We start from the raw sequence: 14908 nt of genomic DNA on the forward strand, positions 1-14908 counted from the left end.
GTTAGAAACTACCGATATGAGGAAGATATATATATCATGTTTATGAACAAAGAACTAAGCTTACTGTTTCACAGGTTCGCCTTCTAGAATTTCTTCTTTTTTATACTTTAACTTGGTGGCTTCTCCTCCTCGCAAGTGGCGGATTGATTTATGATAATCCAGTATCTCCTTCACTTCATTAGCCAGATCTGGATTAATTTCTGGCAGTCTTTCTGTTAGATCCTTGTGTACAGTACTTTTAGAGACTCCAAATTCTTTCGCAATAACACGAACGGTTTTCTTTGTCTCCACGATATACTTTCCTATCTTGATTGTTCGCTCTTTGATGTAATCGTGCACACCACTCGACCTCCCTAAAATGGATGTGAGAAGTGTGAAATGAGATCCGTATGAAGATTATCCATTTTCAGCGGCGCTTGTTCGTCGTAATTTCTCATCCATTAGGTAGTAAATGCCAAACACGATCCCTCACCTCAAACACTCTCTTTGTCAGGTTTGTAACAGTGTATTAGCATTGAATAGGGAATATGCTAAAAATGAAGATGGGACAAGGGATTTATCAGAAAAGGCAAAACAAAAAATCATTTCGGGGCGCGAAAATTTCCACTTTACAAGAAAGGGTTCAGCACGTAAAATAGAAAAGGTGAATTTATTTACCTAGCTAAATATTTAAAAAAGGTGAGCATATGGATACGTTAAATAGAGAGTGTTTACATCAAATACATCAAGGCGCACGGCTGCTGTCTAAAAAGGCGAACGAAGCGCTTGCTGCTTATGACTTGTACATGTCACAGTGGACTGTGCTTTTTTGTTTGGATACATTCGGCCCAAAAACCCAAAAAGACATCTGGACATATTTAAACGTCGAAGCACCGACCATTACCAGAACCGTCACCCGCTTAGAAGCAAACGGCTGGGTAAAACGTGTACAAGGCAAAGACAAACGTGAGAATCTGATCGTGATGACAGATGATGCAAAAGCCCGATTTGAAGAAATCAAACGCACGATGGAACAATTTGAAGAAGAATGTCTTTCAGATTTTACCTACGAAGAAAAACAACTCCTCCATACACTTTTACACAAATTATCTACTGAATAGGAAGTGACATACACCATGAACGAACGCATATGGACAAAAGATTTTATCATGATTGTCCTGGTGAATTTATTTACGTTCACCTCTTTTTATGCCCTTTTGACATTACTGCCCATTTACACAATGGATAAACTAAATGGAACAGAATCACAGGGCGGTCTCCTTGTGACGGTCTTCTTATTATCTGCTATTGTGACAAGACCTTTTTCTGGCGCCATTATTGAGAAATTCGGCAAAAAACGGATGGCGATTTTCTCTTCTACGGCCTTTGCCTTACTCACTTATTTATACATTCCGATTGATCAATTCCAAACGCTTCTTGTGCTGCGTTTCGTACAAGGAATCTTTTTTAGTATTTTGACGACAGTCGCCAGTGCCATTGCGGCTGATATGATCCCGAAACATAAACGCGGGGAAGGACTCGGATACTTTGTGATGTCCATGAACCTCGCTGTTGTCATCGGTCCGTTTATCGCACTAAACCAAGTAGGAAAAATAGGATTTCATTCCTTATTTCTTCTCTTTTCCATTATCGTGACGATCGGAGCCGCTTTTACAATGCTAATTAGACAGCCAGAGCCTGAAAACGGCGGAAGCATCGTCTTCCGATTCACGTTTTCTCACCTGTTTGAAAAAGGCGCATTAAAAACAGCGGCCGTCGGTATTATTATTTCTTTCTGTTATTCGCCGATTATTTCATTTATTTCAGTATATGCCAATTCACTCCATTTGATGGGTGCAAGCAGTTATTTCTTCATTGTGTTTGCGGCTGCAATGCTTGGATCACGTCCATTTACAGGCAGACTTTTTGACCGAGTTGGAGCTCACGTTGTGATCTATCCTTCGATTGCCCTTTTTGCTATTGGTTTATGGATGCTGACAGCGACACATTCAGCCACAATGCTTCTTCTATCAGGCGCTGTGATTGGACTTGGCTATGGTTCGCTCGTGCCATGTTTACAAACACTTGCGATTCAGCACTCACCAGCTCACCGTACGGGGTATGCGACGGCTACTTTCTTTACTCTGTATGATACAGGTATTGCTGCTGGCTCATTTGTCTTTGGACTCCTTGTCAGTTTCACAGACTTTTCAAATGTGTACCTCATTGCAGGCATTGTTGTCTTGCTGAGTATGGGCGTTTTTTATTGGAGCGAACGAAAACCCCAGGAAGCAAATGCACAAAAGGTCTCCCTTTCAGAATAAAAGGATACTATTTTAAACTTCGCCGGAAACATGCTAAAATATAGGATATTTCATATAGAGCATACAGGCTTTTTTGAAAAATAGTTGGCATTAAGCGAAAGTATAGGTGATGTTTTGAATTACGAATTGTTTAAAGTCATACACGGGATGGCTCACCATTCTGAGTTTTTAGATCAGGCCATGATCTTTATTACGAAAAAGGCCATTCTTGTGTACGCCCTTGTCTTATTGATTTGCTGGTTTTTAGGGAATCACAAATTTAAGAAGCATGTCTTCTTTTCCGGTGTAACAGGCATTGCAGCACTTATCGTCAACTTTGCCATTACATTGTTTCATTATGAAGAGCGGCCGTTTGTGGCGCATAAAGTCGACACACTCATCCCGCATTCAGCAGACGCTTCCTTCCCAAGTGACCATACAACAGGTGCATTGGCTCTTTCACTAGCCATTCGATCCCGTAATAAAAAGCTCGGCAACATATTGCTCGTCTTTGGATTACTTACAGGATTCTCCCGCATCTGGGTCGGTCATCATTATCCATTTGATGTTTTAGGCAGCTTGGTCGTATCGATTGTGGTTGTCTTTATCATGAATAAATTATGGAAGTTCTTTGACTCTCCTATCGATCGTATCGTGACATTTTACGAGACAATTGTAGGGAAAATTTTCAGAAGGAAGACAAAGGATCAGGGCTCAGACCTGTCCAATTCTTAAGCGGCCTTGCGATAACGTGATGAAGATTCTTCTCTCACTTATCGCGCCGCTTTTTTTATTGGCTGTCTCCCTCTAACCATATTTGAAAAATAAAGACTGACGCCAATGCCAATAAGAGAAATGATGATCAACGTCCAGCCTAATTGCGCAAAATGAGCACCAGCAATTTCATCCCCAAACAGCATACCAAGCACAGCAGACGACAGAATAGAACCAAGGTAGCGGCATGTTTGAAAAAGTCCAGAGGACGTGCCAATCATTTGCTGAGGGCTTGCCTTGAGCATCGCAGCTTGAAGCGCGACATTCCCAATCCCATAACTGAGCCCAAGCAGCGCCAGAACCAATCCTTTTCCCCATAATGGCGCAGGAATAAAAAAGAAAGTCATGGCAGACGCTCCAGCTAGCATCAATACAGCACTCGCTAAAACTGGATGGCGTTCATCCCCGCGATCCACCCACTTTCCTGTCAGCGGCGATACAATAATGCTCACCCCTGACATACACAGCATAAAAAGACCCGTCATCTCCACACGCCAGCCTAACTCATCCTGAAAATAACTCGGCAAACCAAAAAAGAGACAATAGAAAAAGATATTTAAAATGATAAATTGCACATACACAAGTGACAGCCGCTGCTCTTCTCTGAACATCCGTATTTGAATAAACGGTTCATCCACCTGATACTCCCACCAGATAAAAGCGCCTGCACTCAGGAGACAAAGAATGCCTTGAACATATTGAATGCCATCACCCAGTGATAATAAAAATGAAAGCAGGAGAACAATGCAGACGGTAAAAAGAAGCATCCCTGGCAAATCGAGTGTTCGCACAGTTTCGCCTATGCGCAGCTTTCTTTTTTTCTGCTCCTTCGGAAACAACAATAAACCGAGAAAGAAACTGATCAAAATAAACGGCAGATTCACTAAAAAGATAGCCGGCCAGCCGCCAATGGTCATCAGAAATCCGCCAAGCGTCGGTCCAAGCGCCGTCATCGCTGAAGCAAAAATGGATAATACCGCTAACGCCGAAGCCTGTCTTTCTTGAATATGATCCCGAATGAGTCCGACCCCAGAAGGATAAATGGCACTGCTTCCAATCGCCTGTAACAAACGGATCACAATCAGCACCGCAAACGTTGGGGCAAACGGCGCGCAAATGGCTGAGACTGCGACAAGAACGAGACCGAATAAAAATAAGGTTCTCCGGCTCATCACATGATCCCCAATCCGGCCGCTCACTGGCTGTGTTACTGCACTGGCTAAATAAAAAGAAGAAATAAGCCAAGATACGGTCGTAAACGACAAACCGAATTCATGCTGAATTTGATGCAAGGCCAAAGAAATCATTGATGAATTCAGCGGATTCAACATCGTTCCAAAGGCAATAGCGGTTAAAAAAACTTTTCGATTGTCTCTCCACTTGTTCATACACTGACCTCCTTTTTGCAACCCTTTCGTTATTATGAGATTCATTTCCCTTTTTTACCCTAATCAATTCAAGTTCTCTCTTAGAAAAGCAAGACATACATTCTAAAAAGGACGATTGTTGGAATAACACATATAAAATTGAGAATATGAGGAACAAATGGTAAGATGCTACACATATTGAAAAGCCTACTTTCTCCTTATATGGAGAACGGCTGAAAAGGAGGAGAAGCTTATTATTAAAAAAAGACGGTTTTGGGTCCCAGCCCTTTTCTCGGTTGCAGTATTACTTCTGTCTTCGTGTGGTTCAAATGAAACAAATGGGAACGGAGATAAACGTAATTCTACAGCGAAAGGGTCGCCAATTTTGGAGGATGGAAAATTTATTTTTGCAGCATCAGGTGAATTTCATCCGTTTAGTTACATGGATGGAAATCAGATGTCCGGCTTTGATATCGACGTAGGCAATGCGATTAGTGACAAACTAGGTCTCGAACCTATACAGAAAAAATATAAATTCGCAGGCATCGTCGAAGGCGTGAAAGCAGGTAAATTTGATGCGGCAGTTGCAAGTCATACCATCAATGAGGAACGAAAAAAACACGTCCTTTTTTCTAAGCCCTATTACTACTCTGGTCCGCAAATTTTCACAAGACCCGGATCAGACATTCAGCATGCTGATGACTTAAAAGACAAAGAAATTGCTGTATCCAAAGGATCGTCCTACGCTGATATTGCTAAGGAACATAGCGGGCAAGAACCAAAATATTATGATAGTGATGTCGTCGCCTTAGAAGCACTGGCCAACGGAAAACACGATGCAGTCGTAACAGATTTCGCCACAGGTGCAGAAGCGATGAAGAAAAAATTGAACATCACAGCGCAGGAAAGACTCGGACAAAGTGAGCAGGCAATTGCTGTATCAAAAGAAAATGAACAGCTCATAAAAGAGATCAACGATGCGATTGACGCACTAAAAAAAGACGGAACATTAAAACAAATTAGCGAAAAGTACTTTGATGAAGACATCACGGTCAAACAAGATTAAAACCACGATTGTGCGCCCTTTTTATAGGCGCACTTTCTTCAAATGGAGATGATTGTTTTGCCTACCCTATCACACTTTTTTCAGACACTGATTGATTCTAGAGGTATTTTCTTAGAAGGAATGCTGATCACCTTACAGCTGACGGTGATCAGCATCTTCATCGGTATGTTCATCGGGCTTTTCTTTGCTTTATTGAAAATATCCCGCATAGCCGTTTTCGGTTATATCGCCAATGCCTATATCTTTCTTGTACGCGGAACACCACTGATTGTTCAAATTTTCATCCTATACTTCGGCCTCACAGAATTGAATATACCCGACTTCTGGGCTGCTTCCATTGCGCTCGCCTTTCATAATGGCGCCTATATAGCCGAAATATTTAGAGGTGCCATCCAATCCATCGATCAGGGGCAAAAAGAGGCAGGACGATCTCTTGGGATGGGTCGTTTTTTAACAATGAGACGCATCATTCTCCCTCAAGCGATGCGGCGCGCCCTCCCCCCTCTTGGCAACCAGTTCATTATCGGCTTAAAAGATTCATCACTCGCCGCCTTTATCAGTGTCAATGAACTATTTAACGTCGCCACCACGCAAGGCTCCAACAGCTTTGATAATATGACGTATTTACTTGTTGTCGCCGTCTATTACTTAGTTCTTGTCCTGCTGTTAACATTCGCTGTCCAAACCTTTGAGAAGAAACTATCAGCCAGTGACCAATAGGAGGAGAAGCATGACAGAATCAAAGGAAATCATTCGTGTTGAAAAACTCAATAAATATTTTGGAGAGCTTCATGTTTTAAAAGATATCGATCTCACTGTTTATGAAAATGATGTGGTCGTCTTAATTGGCGCAAGCGGTTCTGGAAAAAGCACCCTGCTCCGCTGTATGAACTTTTTAGAAATAAAAAATGATGGAGATATTATCATTGATGGCAGCCCTGTTCATCCAAAGCGCGATCAATTAAACGAAATGAGACAAAAAATAGGGATGGTGTTTCAGCATTTTAATCTTTTCCCGCACAAAACTGTGCTTGAAAATATCATCGAAGCGCCTGTTATGGTGAAAAAAACAAAGAAAGCGCAAGCCATCGCTGAAGCCAGCGCCTTGCTAGAAAAAGTCGGACTTGCGGATAAAGCCAACGTATATCCTTCTAAACTATCAGGCGGCCAAAAACAGCGTGTAGCCATAGCCAGATCTCTCGCCATGAAGCCTGATGTCATGTTATTTGACGAACCTACGTCTGCCCTTGATCCAGAGCTTGTAGGCGAAGTGCTGCAAACGATGAAAAGCCTCGCAAAAGAAGGCATGACCATGGTCATTGTCACACATGAAATGGGCTTTGCGAAAGAAGTTGCCGATCGTGTCGTCTACATGCACGAAGGCCGCATCGTCGAAGAAGGCGTCCCTTCGGAATTGTTTGATTCTCCTAGGGAGGAACGTACAAAACTGTTTCTCAGCTCCATTTTATAGGTCAAACGCCCTTCATTTTTAGTGCTTAACTTACGTTTTTGCTCATTTTTTACGAACTTTTCATCCATTTATATTGAACTTAACCAAAAAACCATGTCAGATAAACTTACATGTATATGTTATATATGACTTTTCTCTCTATAATGAAGAATTAAGAAAACAATAATTCTGAATGATTCGGGGGAATGCAGCATGCAAATGGGTGATACAGTATTTATGTTCTTCTGCGCACTACTCGTGTGGTTAATGACACCGGGTTTAGCTTTATTCTACGGAGGACTCGTGAGAAGTAAAAACGTGTTAAGCACAACCATGCACAGCTTAACGTCACTAGCGATCGTTTCAATCGTATGGATCGTATTCGGTTATTCCTTAGCTTTTGCACCAGGCAATGCATGGATCGGAGGATTAGACTGGGTGGGCCTGAAAGGCGTAGGCTTTGAGCCTGGTTCCTATAGTGAGACCATTCCACATTCATTGTTCATGATGTTCCAAATGACCTTTGCCGTCTTAACAACAGCCATCATCTCAGGGGCCTTTGCTGAACGGATTCGCTACTCAGCAGTCGTTGTATTTACACTCCTTTGGGTCACATTTGTATATGCTCCAGTCGCACACTGGGTATGGGGCGGCGGTTGGATTGGCGAAATGGGTGCTCTTGACTTCGCAGGCGGAAACGTGGTTCACATCTCATCCGGTGTTGCGGGTCTTGTCGTGGCAATTGTGCTCGGGAAGCGTAAAGAAGCGGCAAGCTCTTCTCCGCATAACTTGATCTACACCCTTCTTGGCGGAGCAGTCATCTGGTTTGGCTGGTTTGGTTTTAACGTGGGTAGTGCTCTTACATTAGACAGCGTGGCCATGTTTGCCTTTATTAACACCAATACAGCTGCTGCTGCAGGAATCATCGGCTGGCTGTTAGTAGAGTGGATGATCAACAAAAAACCAACCATGCTCGGCGCGATCTCTGGAGCCATCGCAGGTCTTGTCGCCATTACACCTGCCGCAGGCTTTGTTACACCGTTTGCTTCTATTATAATAGGAATCATTGGCGGGATCGTCTGTTTCTGGGGAGTCTTTTCACTCAAAGCCAAATTTGGCTATGATGACGCACTAGATGCATTCGGCCTTCACGGAATTGGCGGTACTTGGGGAGGAATTGCAACAGGACTTTTCGCCACAACTTCTGTCAATGACGGCGGAGCCAATGGTTTATTTTACGGAGATCCCAGCTTACTTTGGAAGCAAGTGGTCGCGATTGTCGCCACGTACGCTTTTGTTGCCGTTGTGACATACGTGATCATCAAAGTGGTCAATGTCTTCTTCAAAATTCGTGCAACCGAAGAAGAAGAATCAGTGGGTCTTGATTTAACCATGCACGGTGAAAAAGCTTATCAAGATTAAAGAAAAAGGGGTGTCTCTATGAGCAAAATGTATAAAGTGGAGATTGTCACACGTCCAGCTAATTTTGAAACATTAAAGGTGGAGCTTGGAAAGATTGGTGTCACCTCGATTACCTTTTCAAATGTACACGGCTGCGGCTTACAAAAGGGACATACAGAGCTATACCGCGGCGTCAAAAAGGAAAGCAACGTGTACGAACGATTAAAGATCGAAATCGTCCTAAGCAAAGTACCTGTCGAACAGGTCGTAGAAACAGCTCAAAAGGTACTTCGTACAGGCGAACCAGGGGATGGGAAAATTTTTATATATGAGGTAGCGAATACAATCAACATCCGGACAGGTGAAGAAGGACCTGCCGCCCTATAGTGTATCCTCCGCCGAGTGGCGGGGGATCTTTTTAAGCAGAAAAAACCTCTGCATATTCATATACGCAGAGGACCTTGTAAGTCATTAAGATTGTTTTGTTTCTTCTGACTGACTGCTGTCTTTAGAGGAATCAGAAGACTTTTCTTGATCAGAGGATTTCCCCTTCTCATCAGACTTTTCTTCAGATTTTTCTCCAGCTGGCTCTTTGGCTTTATCTTCAGCAGCAGGTTCTTTCGTTTTTTCCTCAGTCTTTGGCTGAGCAGGTTCTTTTGCTTGTTCCGTCACTTCTTGCGCTGCTTTTTCAATTGTAGAAACAGGCTTGTCAATGAAGCTAAGTGGATTAAGCGCTAAACCTTCCATACGAATTTCAAAATGCACATGGTTGCCGCTTTCAGCACCATATAGATTTTTACCAGAAGCACCGATGACATCATTCTGCTTGACTTCATCGCCTTCTTTGACACTCACTTGTGACAACGATTGATAAACAGTCGATAATCCATCTTCATGTTCAATTTCAACAACGTGACCAAGAACTGGATCTTTTTTCGCTTGAACCACTGTTCCACTAAGAGCAGCTGTGACATCAAACACTTTGCCATCTTTATCTGCAAGATCAATACCTTTGCTCAAGGTATAGGTGTTATTATAGTTTACAAGTGCTGCTTCTTTCTCTTTTTGGTCAGCATCTGCTTCATAGAACTTTTTCACGACAGAAACATTATCAGAATTCTGGACCGGCATTGCGACATTTTCAATTGGCTTTCCAACTTCAACGGCATCATCGCGCTGTTCTTGCCCTGTTTGATTTCCATCAGATAGTTGGTCTTTCACATCTTTTGATACAGCTTGATACCAAAGAACGGCTGTTAACACGACCGCTGCGCTGACCAAGTAAATAGCAGGGAATACCCAGCGCTTACGGAAAAATTGCTGAACTTTTGTGATTTTGGAAGTACGTTTCTTTTCTTCCTCTCTCATTTTTCATCACCTCAGCAACATTCTGAACACTTTTCAAAAAATATATACACACGAAATCATTTTTCTTTTTATTTTGCGCAATCGCATCAATAATATGTATGATAAATGAAAAAAAGATGGGAGACTTAATTGTGAAAACTTTCAACCGTATAGCAACAGAAGATGACCTCAAAGCGATCGTTGATATCTACAATTCAACCATTGCTTCAAGAGAAGTGACCGCTGATACAGAACCAGTTTCTGTCGAGGACCGCCGGCAATGGTTTTTGAATCATTCCGAGAAAAGACCTCTCTATGTGAAAACAGATGAGGATGGAAATATATACGGCTGGCTGAGCTTTGAAACGTTTTACGGAAGGCCTGCATACAACGGGACCGTTGAAATGAGTATCTATTTAAACCAAGACTATCGAGGAAAAGGCTTAGGATCACTTTTCTTGCAAGAAGCCATTGATTTAGCACCCTCATTAGGCATTCGAACGTTACTTGCCTTTATTTTCGGGCACAACGAAGCCAGCATTCGACTATTTAAAAAGCACGGCTTTGAGACATGGGGCCACCTGCCACGCATCGCAGAAATGGACGGCAGCAGATACGATTTAGATATCCTAGGAAAAGAATTATAAAACAAGCGTCTCCCTGAAAAAGAGACGCTTTTTTATAGCGCAAGTCACAGCTGTAAAAAGTGAAGTGAAGAGAGAAACAATTTAATCAATCAACATTCACTCTTCCTAAAGCACTACTTACTCAAGTATGATAAAGAGTGAATACATAAAGGAGTGAACACCATTGCAACAAACTGAGAAAATCATTCAATCTCTTCATTCAATCGTAAAGTGGGGAAAGGTTGGTAGTATCTTTCTCTATATTTCAGGCGGTCTGGCTATTCTTATTGGTTTTTGGCTTGTTCTTCCTGCAGCCCTTGGCGTCTTCCTCATTATGATGGGAATTCATGTACAAAAATCTGTAAAAGCAGCTGAACACTTGATTCAGGCTCCAGATACTTCTTACGAAGAATTATTAGAACAGTACGCTAAGATGATGAAAATGCAAACACTGTTTGCCATTTCAAGTATTGCCGCAGTTATTCTTTCATTCATTGCTATCGTTTTGATACTTATACTAGGCGGGTTAGCCTTCCTCCAAGAAATTCCTTATGATGTCCAGCAGTATGAAGGTGATTACGAACAAGAACTCGGTGACTTTTATTAATGGAGAGGGGTATCAATAGTCATTCGATACCCCTTTTGTTTTTATCATTTGACTTGGATCATTCTCCTATGCTTGACATTCAGTCTTGATCATTTTAAAATACAAATCGTAACTATTACGAATTAAAGGAGGATCCTATTACTTATGCGCGTGAATATTACGTTGGCCTGTACTGAAACAGGTGACAGAAACTACATCACAACAAAAAATAAAAGAACGAATCCTGACCGATTGGAGTTAAAAAAATATTCTCCTCGATTAAAGAAATATACCCTTCATAGAGAAACAAAATAAATTTTTTAGATTACAAATCGTAATGATTACTTTTTAAGTGAGGCGGAAAACAAAATGATCGTTTTCAAAAGGACAAAAACAAATGAATAAGCGTATACCTGTTACAGTATTAAGCGGCTTTTTAGGAGCAGGAAAAACAACGATATTAAATCATGTTCTTCAAAATCGCAAAGGATTAAAAGTGGCTGTGATCGTCAATGACATGAGTGAAATTAATATTGATGCAGAACTAGTCAAACAAGGCGGCGAGCTTTCTCGATCAGATGAGAAACTCGTTGAATTATCTAACGGCTGTATTTGCTGCACTTTGAGAGAAGACTTGTTAATCGAAGTAGAACGCCTTTGTAAAGCGGGTAATATTGATTATATTGTCATTGAATCAACCGGAATTAGTGAACCAATTCCCGTCGCTCAAACATTTTCTTATATTGATGAAGAAATGGGTATAGATTTGACCCGCTTTTGCCGTCTAGATACGATGGTCACAGTAGTAGATGCAAATCGTTTCTGGACTGATTTCCAGTCAGGAGAGAGTTTATTAGATCGTAAAGAAGCGGTTTCCGATGACGACGAGCGAGAAATTTCCGATTTACTCATTGATCAAATTGAGTTTTGTGACGTTCTTATTATCAATAAATGTGATCTAGTATCTCCCTCTGAATTAGATCGACTTGAGCATGTGCTGAACAAACTACAACCAGAAGCATCTATCATCAAAACCTCAAAAGGTATAGTACAGCCAGATGACATTTTGAATACTGGTTTATTCGACTTTGAAAAATCAAGTGCTTCTGCTGGGTGGATCAAAGAAATCAACGCAGGACATGGTCAGCATACACCGGAAACAGAGGAATACCAAATTTCATCTTTTGTTTACGAAAGAAGACTCCCTTTTCATACCGGCAGACTGAATGCTTGGTTAGATCAAATGCCTGAGCAGATCGTTCGTGCGAAAGGTTTTACTTGGCTTGCCACACATCATGATTTAACCATTTTAATTTCACAAGCTGGGAAATCTGTTGCGATTGAACCAATTGCATACTGGATTGCTGCTTTGCCTGAACAAGAAAAAGCACGGATATTAAATCAGGAACCAGAGCTTCTAGATGAGTGGGACGCAGAGTTTGGTGATCGCCATACAAAACTTGTGTTTATCGGTGTAGATTTGCCTAAAGCAGAAATCATTCGTACTCTTGATCAATGCTTGCTCACACCTGAGGAATTTGATCAAGATTGGACTACATTTGAGGACCCCTTTCAATGGAAAATACAAAATTAGGCCAGGAGGGTTTTAATTGGCAAAGAAATCTAAGATTGCTAAAGAAAAAAAACGACAGCAGCTTGTATTGAAATATGCAGAATTAAGGAAAGAGTTAAAAGAAAAAGGTGACTATGAAGCTTTACGAAAATTACCTAGAGACTCTTCCCCTACCCGTTTAAAAAACCGCTGTGAATTAACGGGCCGTCCTAGAGGTTATTTACGAAAATTCAAAATGTCTAGGATTGCTTTTCGTGAGCTTGCCTATAAGGGTCATATCCCTGGAGTGAAAAAATCGAGCTGGTAAAGAATGCTTTGATCTTATCACAGCACTCGTAAAAGTAAAGTCGCACACAATGAGAGAAAATCTATTTTCCAATCTTATCTCAATCTTTTTGAGGTACAAAATAGCAATTTAAAAACCAGCAGAGATTCTGCTGGTTTTTTATAGTGACTGAGTTCATAAGATAAAAAGACCTGTTTTCAAAAAAGGATTTTCAACCACGATTATGACATTTTCTCTTCTTTTCAAAAATACATGATCATGATACTTTATTGTCATTACCCACCGATGTATGACATCTCAACCTTTTTCTGATCTTTTTTCTGCTCTCTCTCGGCTGAATATTGGTCATGTCTATTCGACCATAATTCCATTAACCTGTTCGTTAATTCTTCATTATCTTTTGTCGTACGAATCATCTGTTTCAGATCAAAACCCGATGATGCAAACAGACATGTAAATAATTCCCCCCGTGCAGACAGCCTTGCTCTGTTACATGTTCCACAAAAAGCATCTGAAACGGAAGAAATAATGCCTATCTCTCCTGAACCATCTTTGTAAAAAAATCGTTTGGCTACTTCACCTGTATATTGAGGAGGTTCTGGTTTGATAGGATATGTTGAATCAATTAATTCAATTATTTCTTTCTTTGTCATGACATGTTCTAGATTCCATTTATTCGTATTACCGACATCCATAAATTCAATAAATCTGAGAACGTGTCCTTCTTTTTTGAAGTAAGCTGCCATTGGTAAGACATCCTGATCATTCACACCTTTTTGAACCACCATATTAATCTTGATAGCAAGTCCAGCCTTTTTTGCAGCCTCAATACCATCAAACACTTTTTGGATAGAAATATGCCTTCCGTTCATTTGCTTAAAACGGTCGGGATTTAATGAATCTAAACTAATGGTGACTCTATTAAGACCAGCTCTCTTCAACTGATCAGCATATAAAGGTAAAAGCGTTCCATTGGTTGTCATCGCAATGTCTTCAATCCCTGGAATGTTTGCGAGCTTTTCTATTAAGACAGGCAGATCCTTCCGCATTAAAGGTTCTCCGCCCGTGATGCGTATTTTTACCACACCTAGGTTCTTTACAAAAAGGGTAGCAAGTCGGTCAATTTCTTCGAAACTAAGCAGTTCTTCTTTTTTCAAGAAAGGATAATCCGGTCCAAAAATTTCAGCAGGCATACAGTACGTACATCTAAAGTTACAACGATCAGTTACTGATATTCTTAAATCGCGCAATGGTCGATGTCTTTTATCTAAAATACTGACCATACTTTGCCTCCTATTCTGTAATACGCTGAGGATGCGTGTAAATGTTAAAGGATTTCCCTCTGACGAATCCAACTGTCGTAATATTTAATTCTTCTGCCATTTTAAGCGCCAGCTCAGTAGGTGCTGATTTTGAAATGACGATAGACACTCCTAGTTTTGCTGCCTTCAATAGAACTTCTGACGATATCCGGCCGCTGAAAACAAGGATTTTATCTCTAAGTGGAATTCGCTGAAGTAAACAATATCCATAAATTTTATCTAAAGCATTATGTCTTCCTATATCAGTTCTAGTGATGAATAGCTTCTCTGTGTCACACAGTCCAGCATTATGCACTCCACCAGTATGTTGAAATAATTGGCTTTCTTCTTGCAAACACTTCATGAGATGCATACAGGTTTCAGCAGAAATACTGATTCGATCAATGGCCGTTTTTGCCGTCTTCACATCTTGAAGGAAATAAAAGTGTCTTCCTTTCCCGCAGCATGAACCAATCACTCGTTTTGTAAAATCTGATGAATCAAATCCACTTGAGTGAACTAAATCAACATAGGCAAAACCCATACTTTCATCTATTGTAAACCTTTTAATCTCATTTTCAAATCGAATGACCCCTTCTGAAGCCAAAAAGCCGATAACCAATTCTTTCAGGTGCTCTGGTGAACAAACAAGCGTCACAAATTCTTCTCCATTCACCATCACAGTTAAAGGATATTCTTCTACAATTTCATCAGTTTTGCAGGTAAACTGGCCTTCACGGTATTGGTGTATGACTCGTTTCTTTTTAACAGAAGAATTCATTGTATGATCTTCCTTTCAATGCAAATTTAGTTATATGATCCAATCAAATTGTGATATTATTTTAAAAA

At 40.8% G+C, this 14908-nt stretch carries 18 protein-coding genes; 13 read left to right on the top strand and 5 right to left on the bottom strand.

The window, feature by feature from the left end; all coding sequences use genetic code 11:
* Positions 1–60: 60 nt before the first annotated feature.
* The gene (spoIIID, locus tag MHB67_RS16690) at positions 61–339 is read right to left on the bottom strand and encodes a sporulation transcriptional regulator SpoIIID (RefSeq protein ID WP_008343327.1); all 279 of its coding nucleotides are present in this window, start codon (positions 337–339) and stop codon (positions 61–63) included.
* 347 nt (positions 340–686) lie between these two features.
* On the opposite strand from spoIIID, the gene MHB67_RS16695 reads away from it, so the two are divergent.
* From MHB67_RS16695 to MHB67_RS16705, 3 genes are all read left to right on the top strand, one after another.
* Complete coding sequence (locus MHB67_RS16695) at positions 687–1100, top strand: MarR family transcriptional regulator (protein ID WP_024423697.1); 414 nt, start codon at positions 687–689, stop codon at positions 1098–1100.
* Positions 1101–1115: 15 nt separating this feature from the next.
* Positions 1116–2303, top strand: coding sequence for an MFS transporter (locus MHB67_RS16700; protein WP_073207698.1), 1188 nt, complete (start codon positions 1116–1118; stop codon positions 2301–2303).
* A 114-nt stretch (positions 2304–2417) separates the two neighbouring features.
* A complete protein-coding gene (locus MHB67_RS16705; RefSeq protein ID WP_024423699.1) occupies positions 2418–3017 on the top strand; it encodes an undecaprenyl-diphosphatase in 600 nt (199 codons plus the stop codon).
* A 38-nt stretch (positions 3018–3055) separates the two neighbouring features.
* On the opposite strand, the gene MHB67_RS16710 is transcribed toward MHB67_RS16705, so the two are convergent.
* Positions 3056–4444, bottom strand: a complete 1389-nt coding sequence (locus tag MHB67_RS16710) for an MFS transporter (protein WP_073207701.1) — start codon at positions 4442–4444, stop codon at positions 3056–3058.
* A 199-nt stretch (positions 4445–4643) separates the two neighbouring features.
* Between MHB67_RS16710 and MHB67_RS16715 the strand changes: the two genes are divergently transcribed.
* The 5 genes from MHB67_RS16715 (at position 4644) to MHB67_RS16735 (ending at position 8727) form a co-directional block, all read left to right on the top strand.
* The gene (locus MHB67_RS16715; RefSeq protein WP_225315515.1) at positions 4644–5489 is read left to right on the top strand and encodes a transporter substrate-binding domain-containing protein; all 846 of its coding nucleotides are present in this window, start codon (positions 4644–4646) and stop codon (positions 5487–5489) included.
* 42 nt (positions 5490–5531) lie between these two features.
* Positions 5532–6209 (top strand): amino acid ABC transporter permease, encoded by a 678-nt coding sequence (locus tag MHB67_RS16720; RefSeq protein WP_080652918.1) that lies wholly within the window; start codon positions 5532–5534, stop codon positions 6207–6209.
* Between the two features lie 10 nt (positions 6210–6219).
* Entirely contained in the window at positions 6220–6960 is a 741-nt protein-coding gene (locus MHB67_RS16725; RefSeq protein ID WP_034622553.1) for an amino acid ABC transporter ATP-binding protein, read from the top strand.
* Between the two features lie 192 nt (positions 6961–7152).
* Entirely contained in the window at positions 7153–8361 is a 1209-nt protein-coding gene (locus MHB67_RS16730; RefSeq protein ID WP_024426325.1) for an ammonium transporter, read from the top strand.
* A gap of 18 nt (positions 8362–8379) precedes the next feature.
* A complete protein-coding gene (locus MHB67_RS16735; RefSeq protein ID WP_024423704.1) occupies positions 8380–8727 on the top strand; it encodes a P-II family nitrogen regulator in 348 nt (115 codons plus the stop codon).
* An 84-nt stretch (positions 8728–8811) separates the two neighbouring features.
* Here MHB67_RS16735 and MHB67_RS16740 read toward each other — a convergent pair whose 3' ends face one another.
* Positions 8812–9708 carry a peptidoglycan DD-metalloendopeptidase family protein gene (locus MHB67_RS16740; RefSeq protein WP_034281210.1) on the bottom strand — a complete coding sequence of 299 codons (897 nt, stop codon included), beginning with the start codon at positions 9706–9708 and terminating at the stop codon, positions 8812–8814.
* Between the two features lie 116 nt (positions 9709–9824).
* On the opposite strand from MHB67_RS16740, the gene MHB67_RS16745 reads away from it, so the two are divergent.
* The 5 genes from MHB67_RS16745 to rpsN all read left to right on the top strand — a co-directional run bounded on the left by MHB67_RS16745 (position 9825) and on the right by rpsN (position 12779).
* Positions 9825–10334, top strand: coding sequence for a GNAT family N-acetyltransferase (locus tag MHB67_RS16745; RefSeq protein ID WP_029706351.1), 510 nt, complete (start codon positions 9825–9827; stop codon positions 10332–10334).
* A gap of 163 nt (positions 10335–10497) precedes the next feature.
* Positions 10498–10920: a DUF5362 family protein gene (locus MHB67_RS16750; protein ID WP_024426331.1), complete on the top strand. Its 423-nt coding sequence runs from the start codon at positions 10498–10500 to the stop codon at positions 10918–10920.
* Between the two features lie 144 nt (positions 10921–11064).
* Positions 11065–11214: a 50S ribosomal protein L33 gene (rpmG, locus tag MHB67_RS16755; protein WP_024423713.1), complete on the top strand. Its 150-nt coding sequence runs from the start codon at positions 11065–11067 to the stop codon at positions 11212–11214.
* A gap of 82 nt (positions 11215–11296) precedes the next feature.
* The gene (locus MHB67_RS16760) at positions 11297–12493 is read left to right on the top strand and encodes a GTP-binding protein (RefSeq protein ID WP_024423714.1); all 1197 of its coding nucleotides are present in this window, start codon (positions 11297–11299) and stop codon (positions 12491–12493) included.
* Positions 12494–12509: 16 nt separating this feature from the next.
* Positions 12510–12779 carry a 30S ribosomal protein S14 gene (gene rpsN / locus MHB67_RS16765; RefSeq protein ID WP_025093900.1) on the top strand — a complete coding sequence of 90 codons (270 nt, stop codon included), beginning with the start codon at positions 12510–12512 and terminating at the stop codon, positions 12777–12779.
* Positions 12780–13033: 254 nt separating this feature from the next.
* Here rpsN and moaA read toward each other — a convergent pair whose 3' ends face one another.
* Together moaA and fdhD are read right to left on the bottom strand one after the other, a co-directional pair.
* Complete coding sequence (gene moaA / locus MHB67_RS16770) at positions 13034–14041, bottom strand: GTP 3',8-cyclase MoaA (RefSeq protein ID WP_342492655.1); 1008 nt, start codon at positions 14039–14041, stop codon at positions 13034–13036.
* 10 nt (positions 14042–14051) lie between these two features.
* Entirely contained in the window at positions 14052–14840 is a 789-nt protein-coding gene (gene fdhD / locus MHB67_RS16775) for a formate dehydrogenase accessory sulfurtransferase FdhD (RefSeq protein ID WP_044330874.1), read from the bottom strand.
* Positions 14841–14908: the final 68 nt, after the last annotated feature.

It is taken from the genome of Bacillus sp. FSL H8-0516 (assembly GCF_038635285.1).
GTDB classification, from domain to species: Bacteria; Bacillota; Bacilli; order Bacillales; family Bacillaceae; genus Bacillus; species Bacillus safensis.

What these genes read in the sequence shown, in the direction of transcription:
- MHB67_RS16740 (WP_034281210.1), bottom strand. Translation starts at nt 9,708, where the DNA reads ATGAGAGAGGAAGAAAAGAAACGTACTTCCAAAATCACAAAAGTTCAG.
- MHB67_RS16745 (WP_029706351.1), top strand. Translation starts at nt 9,825, where the DNA reads ATGGGAGACTTAATTGTGAAAACTTTCAACCGTATAGCAACAGAAGAT.
- moaA (WP_342492655.1), bottom strand. Translation starts at nt 14,041, where the DNA reads ATGGTCAGTATTTTAGATAAAAGACATCGACCATTGCGCGATTTAAGA.
- MHB67_RS16760 (WP_024423714.1), top strand. Translation starts at nt 11,297, where the DNA reads ATGAATAAGCGTATACCTGTTACAGTATTAAGCGGCTTTTTAGGAGCA.
- MHB67_RS16695 (WP_024423697.1), top strand. Translation starts at nt 687, where the DNA reads ATGGATACGTTAAATAGAGAGTGTTTACATCAAATACATCAAGGCGCA.
- fdhD (WP_044330874.1), bottom strand. Translation starts at nt 14,840, where the DNA reads ATGAATTCTTCTGTTAAAAAGAAACGAGTCATACACCAATACCGTGAA.
- MHB67_RS16725 (WP_034622553.1), top strand. Translation starts at nt 6,220, where the DNA reads ATGACAGAATCAAAGGAAATCATTCGTGTTGAAAAACTCAATAAATAT.
- MHB67_RS16730 (WP_024426325.1), top strand. Translation starts at nt 7,153, where the DNA reads ATGCAAATGGGTGATACAGTATTTATGTTCTTCTGCGCACTACTCGTG.
- MHB67_RS16735 (WP_024423704.1), top strand. Translation starts at nt 8,380, where the DNA reads ATGAGCAAAATGTATAAAGTGGAGATTGTCACACGTCCAGCTAATTTT.
- rpmG (WP_024423713.1), top strand. Translation starts at nt 11,065, where the DNA reads ATGCGCGTGAATATTACGTTGGCCTGTACTGAAACAGGTGACAGAAAC.
- MHB67_RS16700 (WP_073207698.1), top strand. Translation starts at nt 1,116, where the DNA reads ATGAACGAACGCATATGGACAAAAGATTTTATCATGATTGTCCTGGTG.
- MHB67_RS16710 (WP_073207701.1), bottom strand. Translation starts at nt 4,444, where the DNA reads ATGAACAAGTGGAGAGACAATCGAAAAGTTTTTTTAACCGCTATTGCC.
- MHB67_RS16720 (WP_080652918.1), top strand. Translation starts at nt 5,532, where the DNA reads ATGGAGATGATTGTTTTGCCTACCCTATCACACTTTTTTCAGACACTG.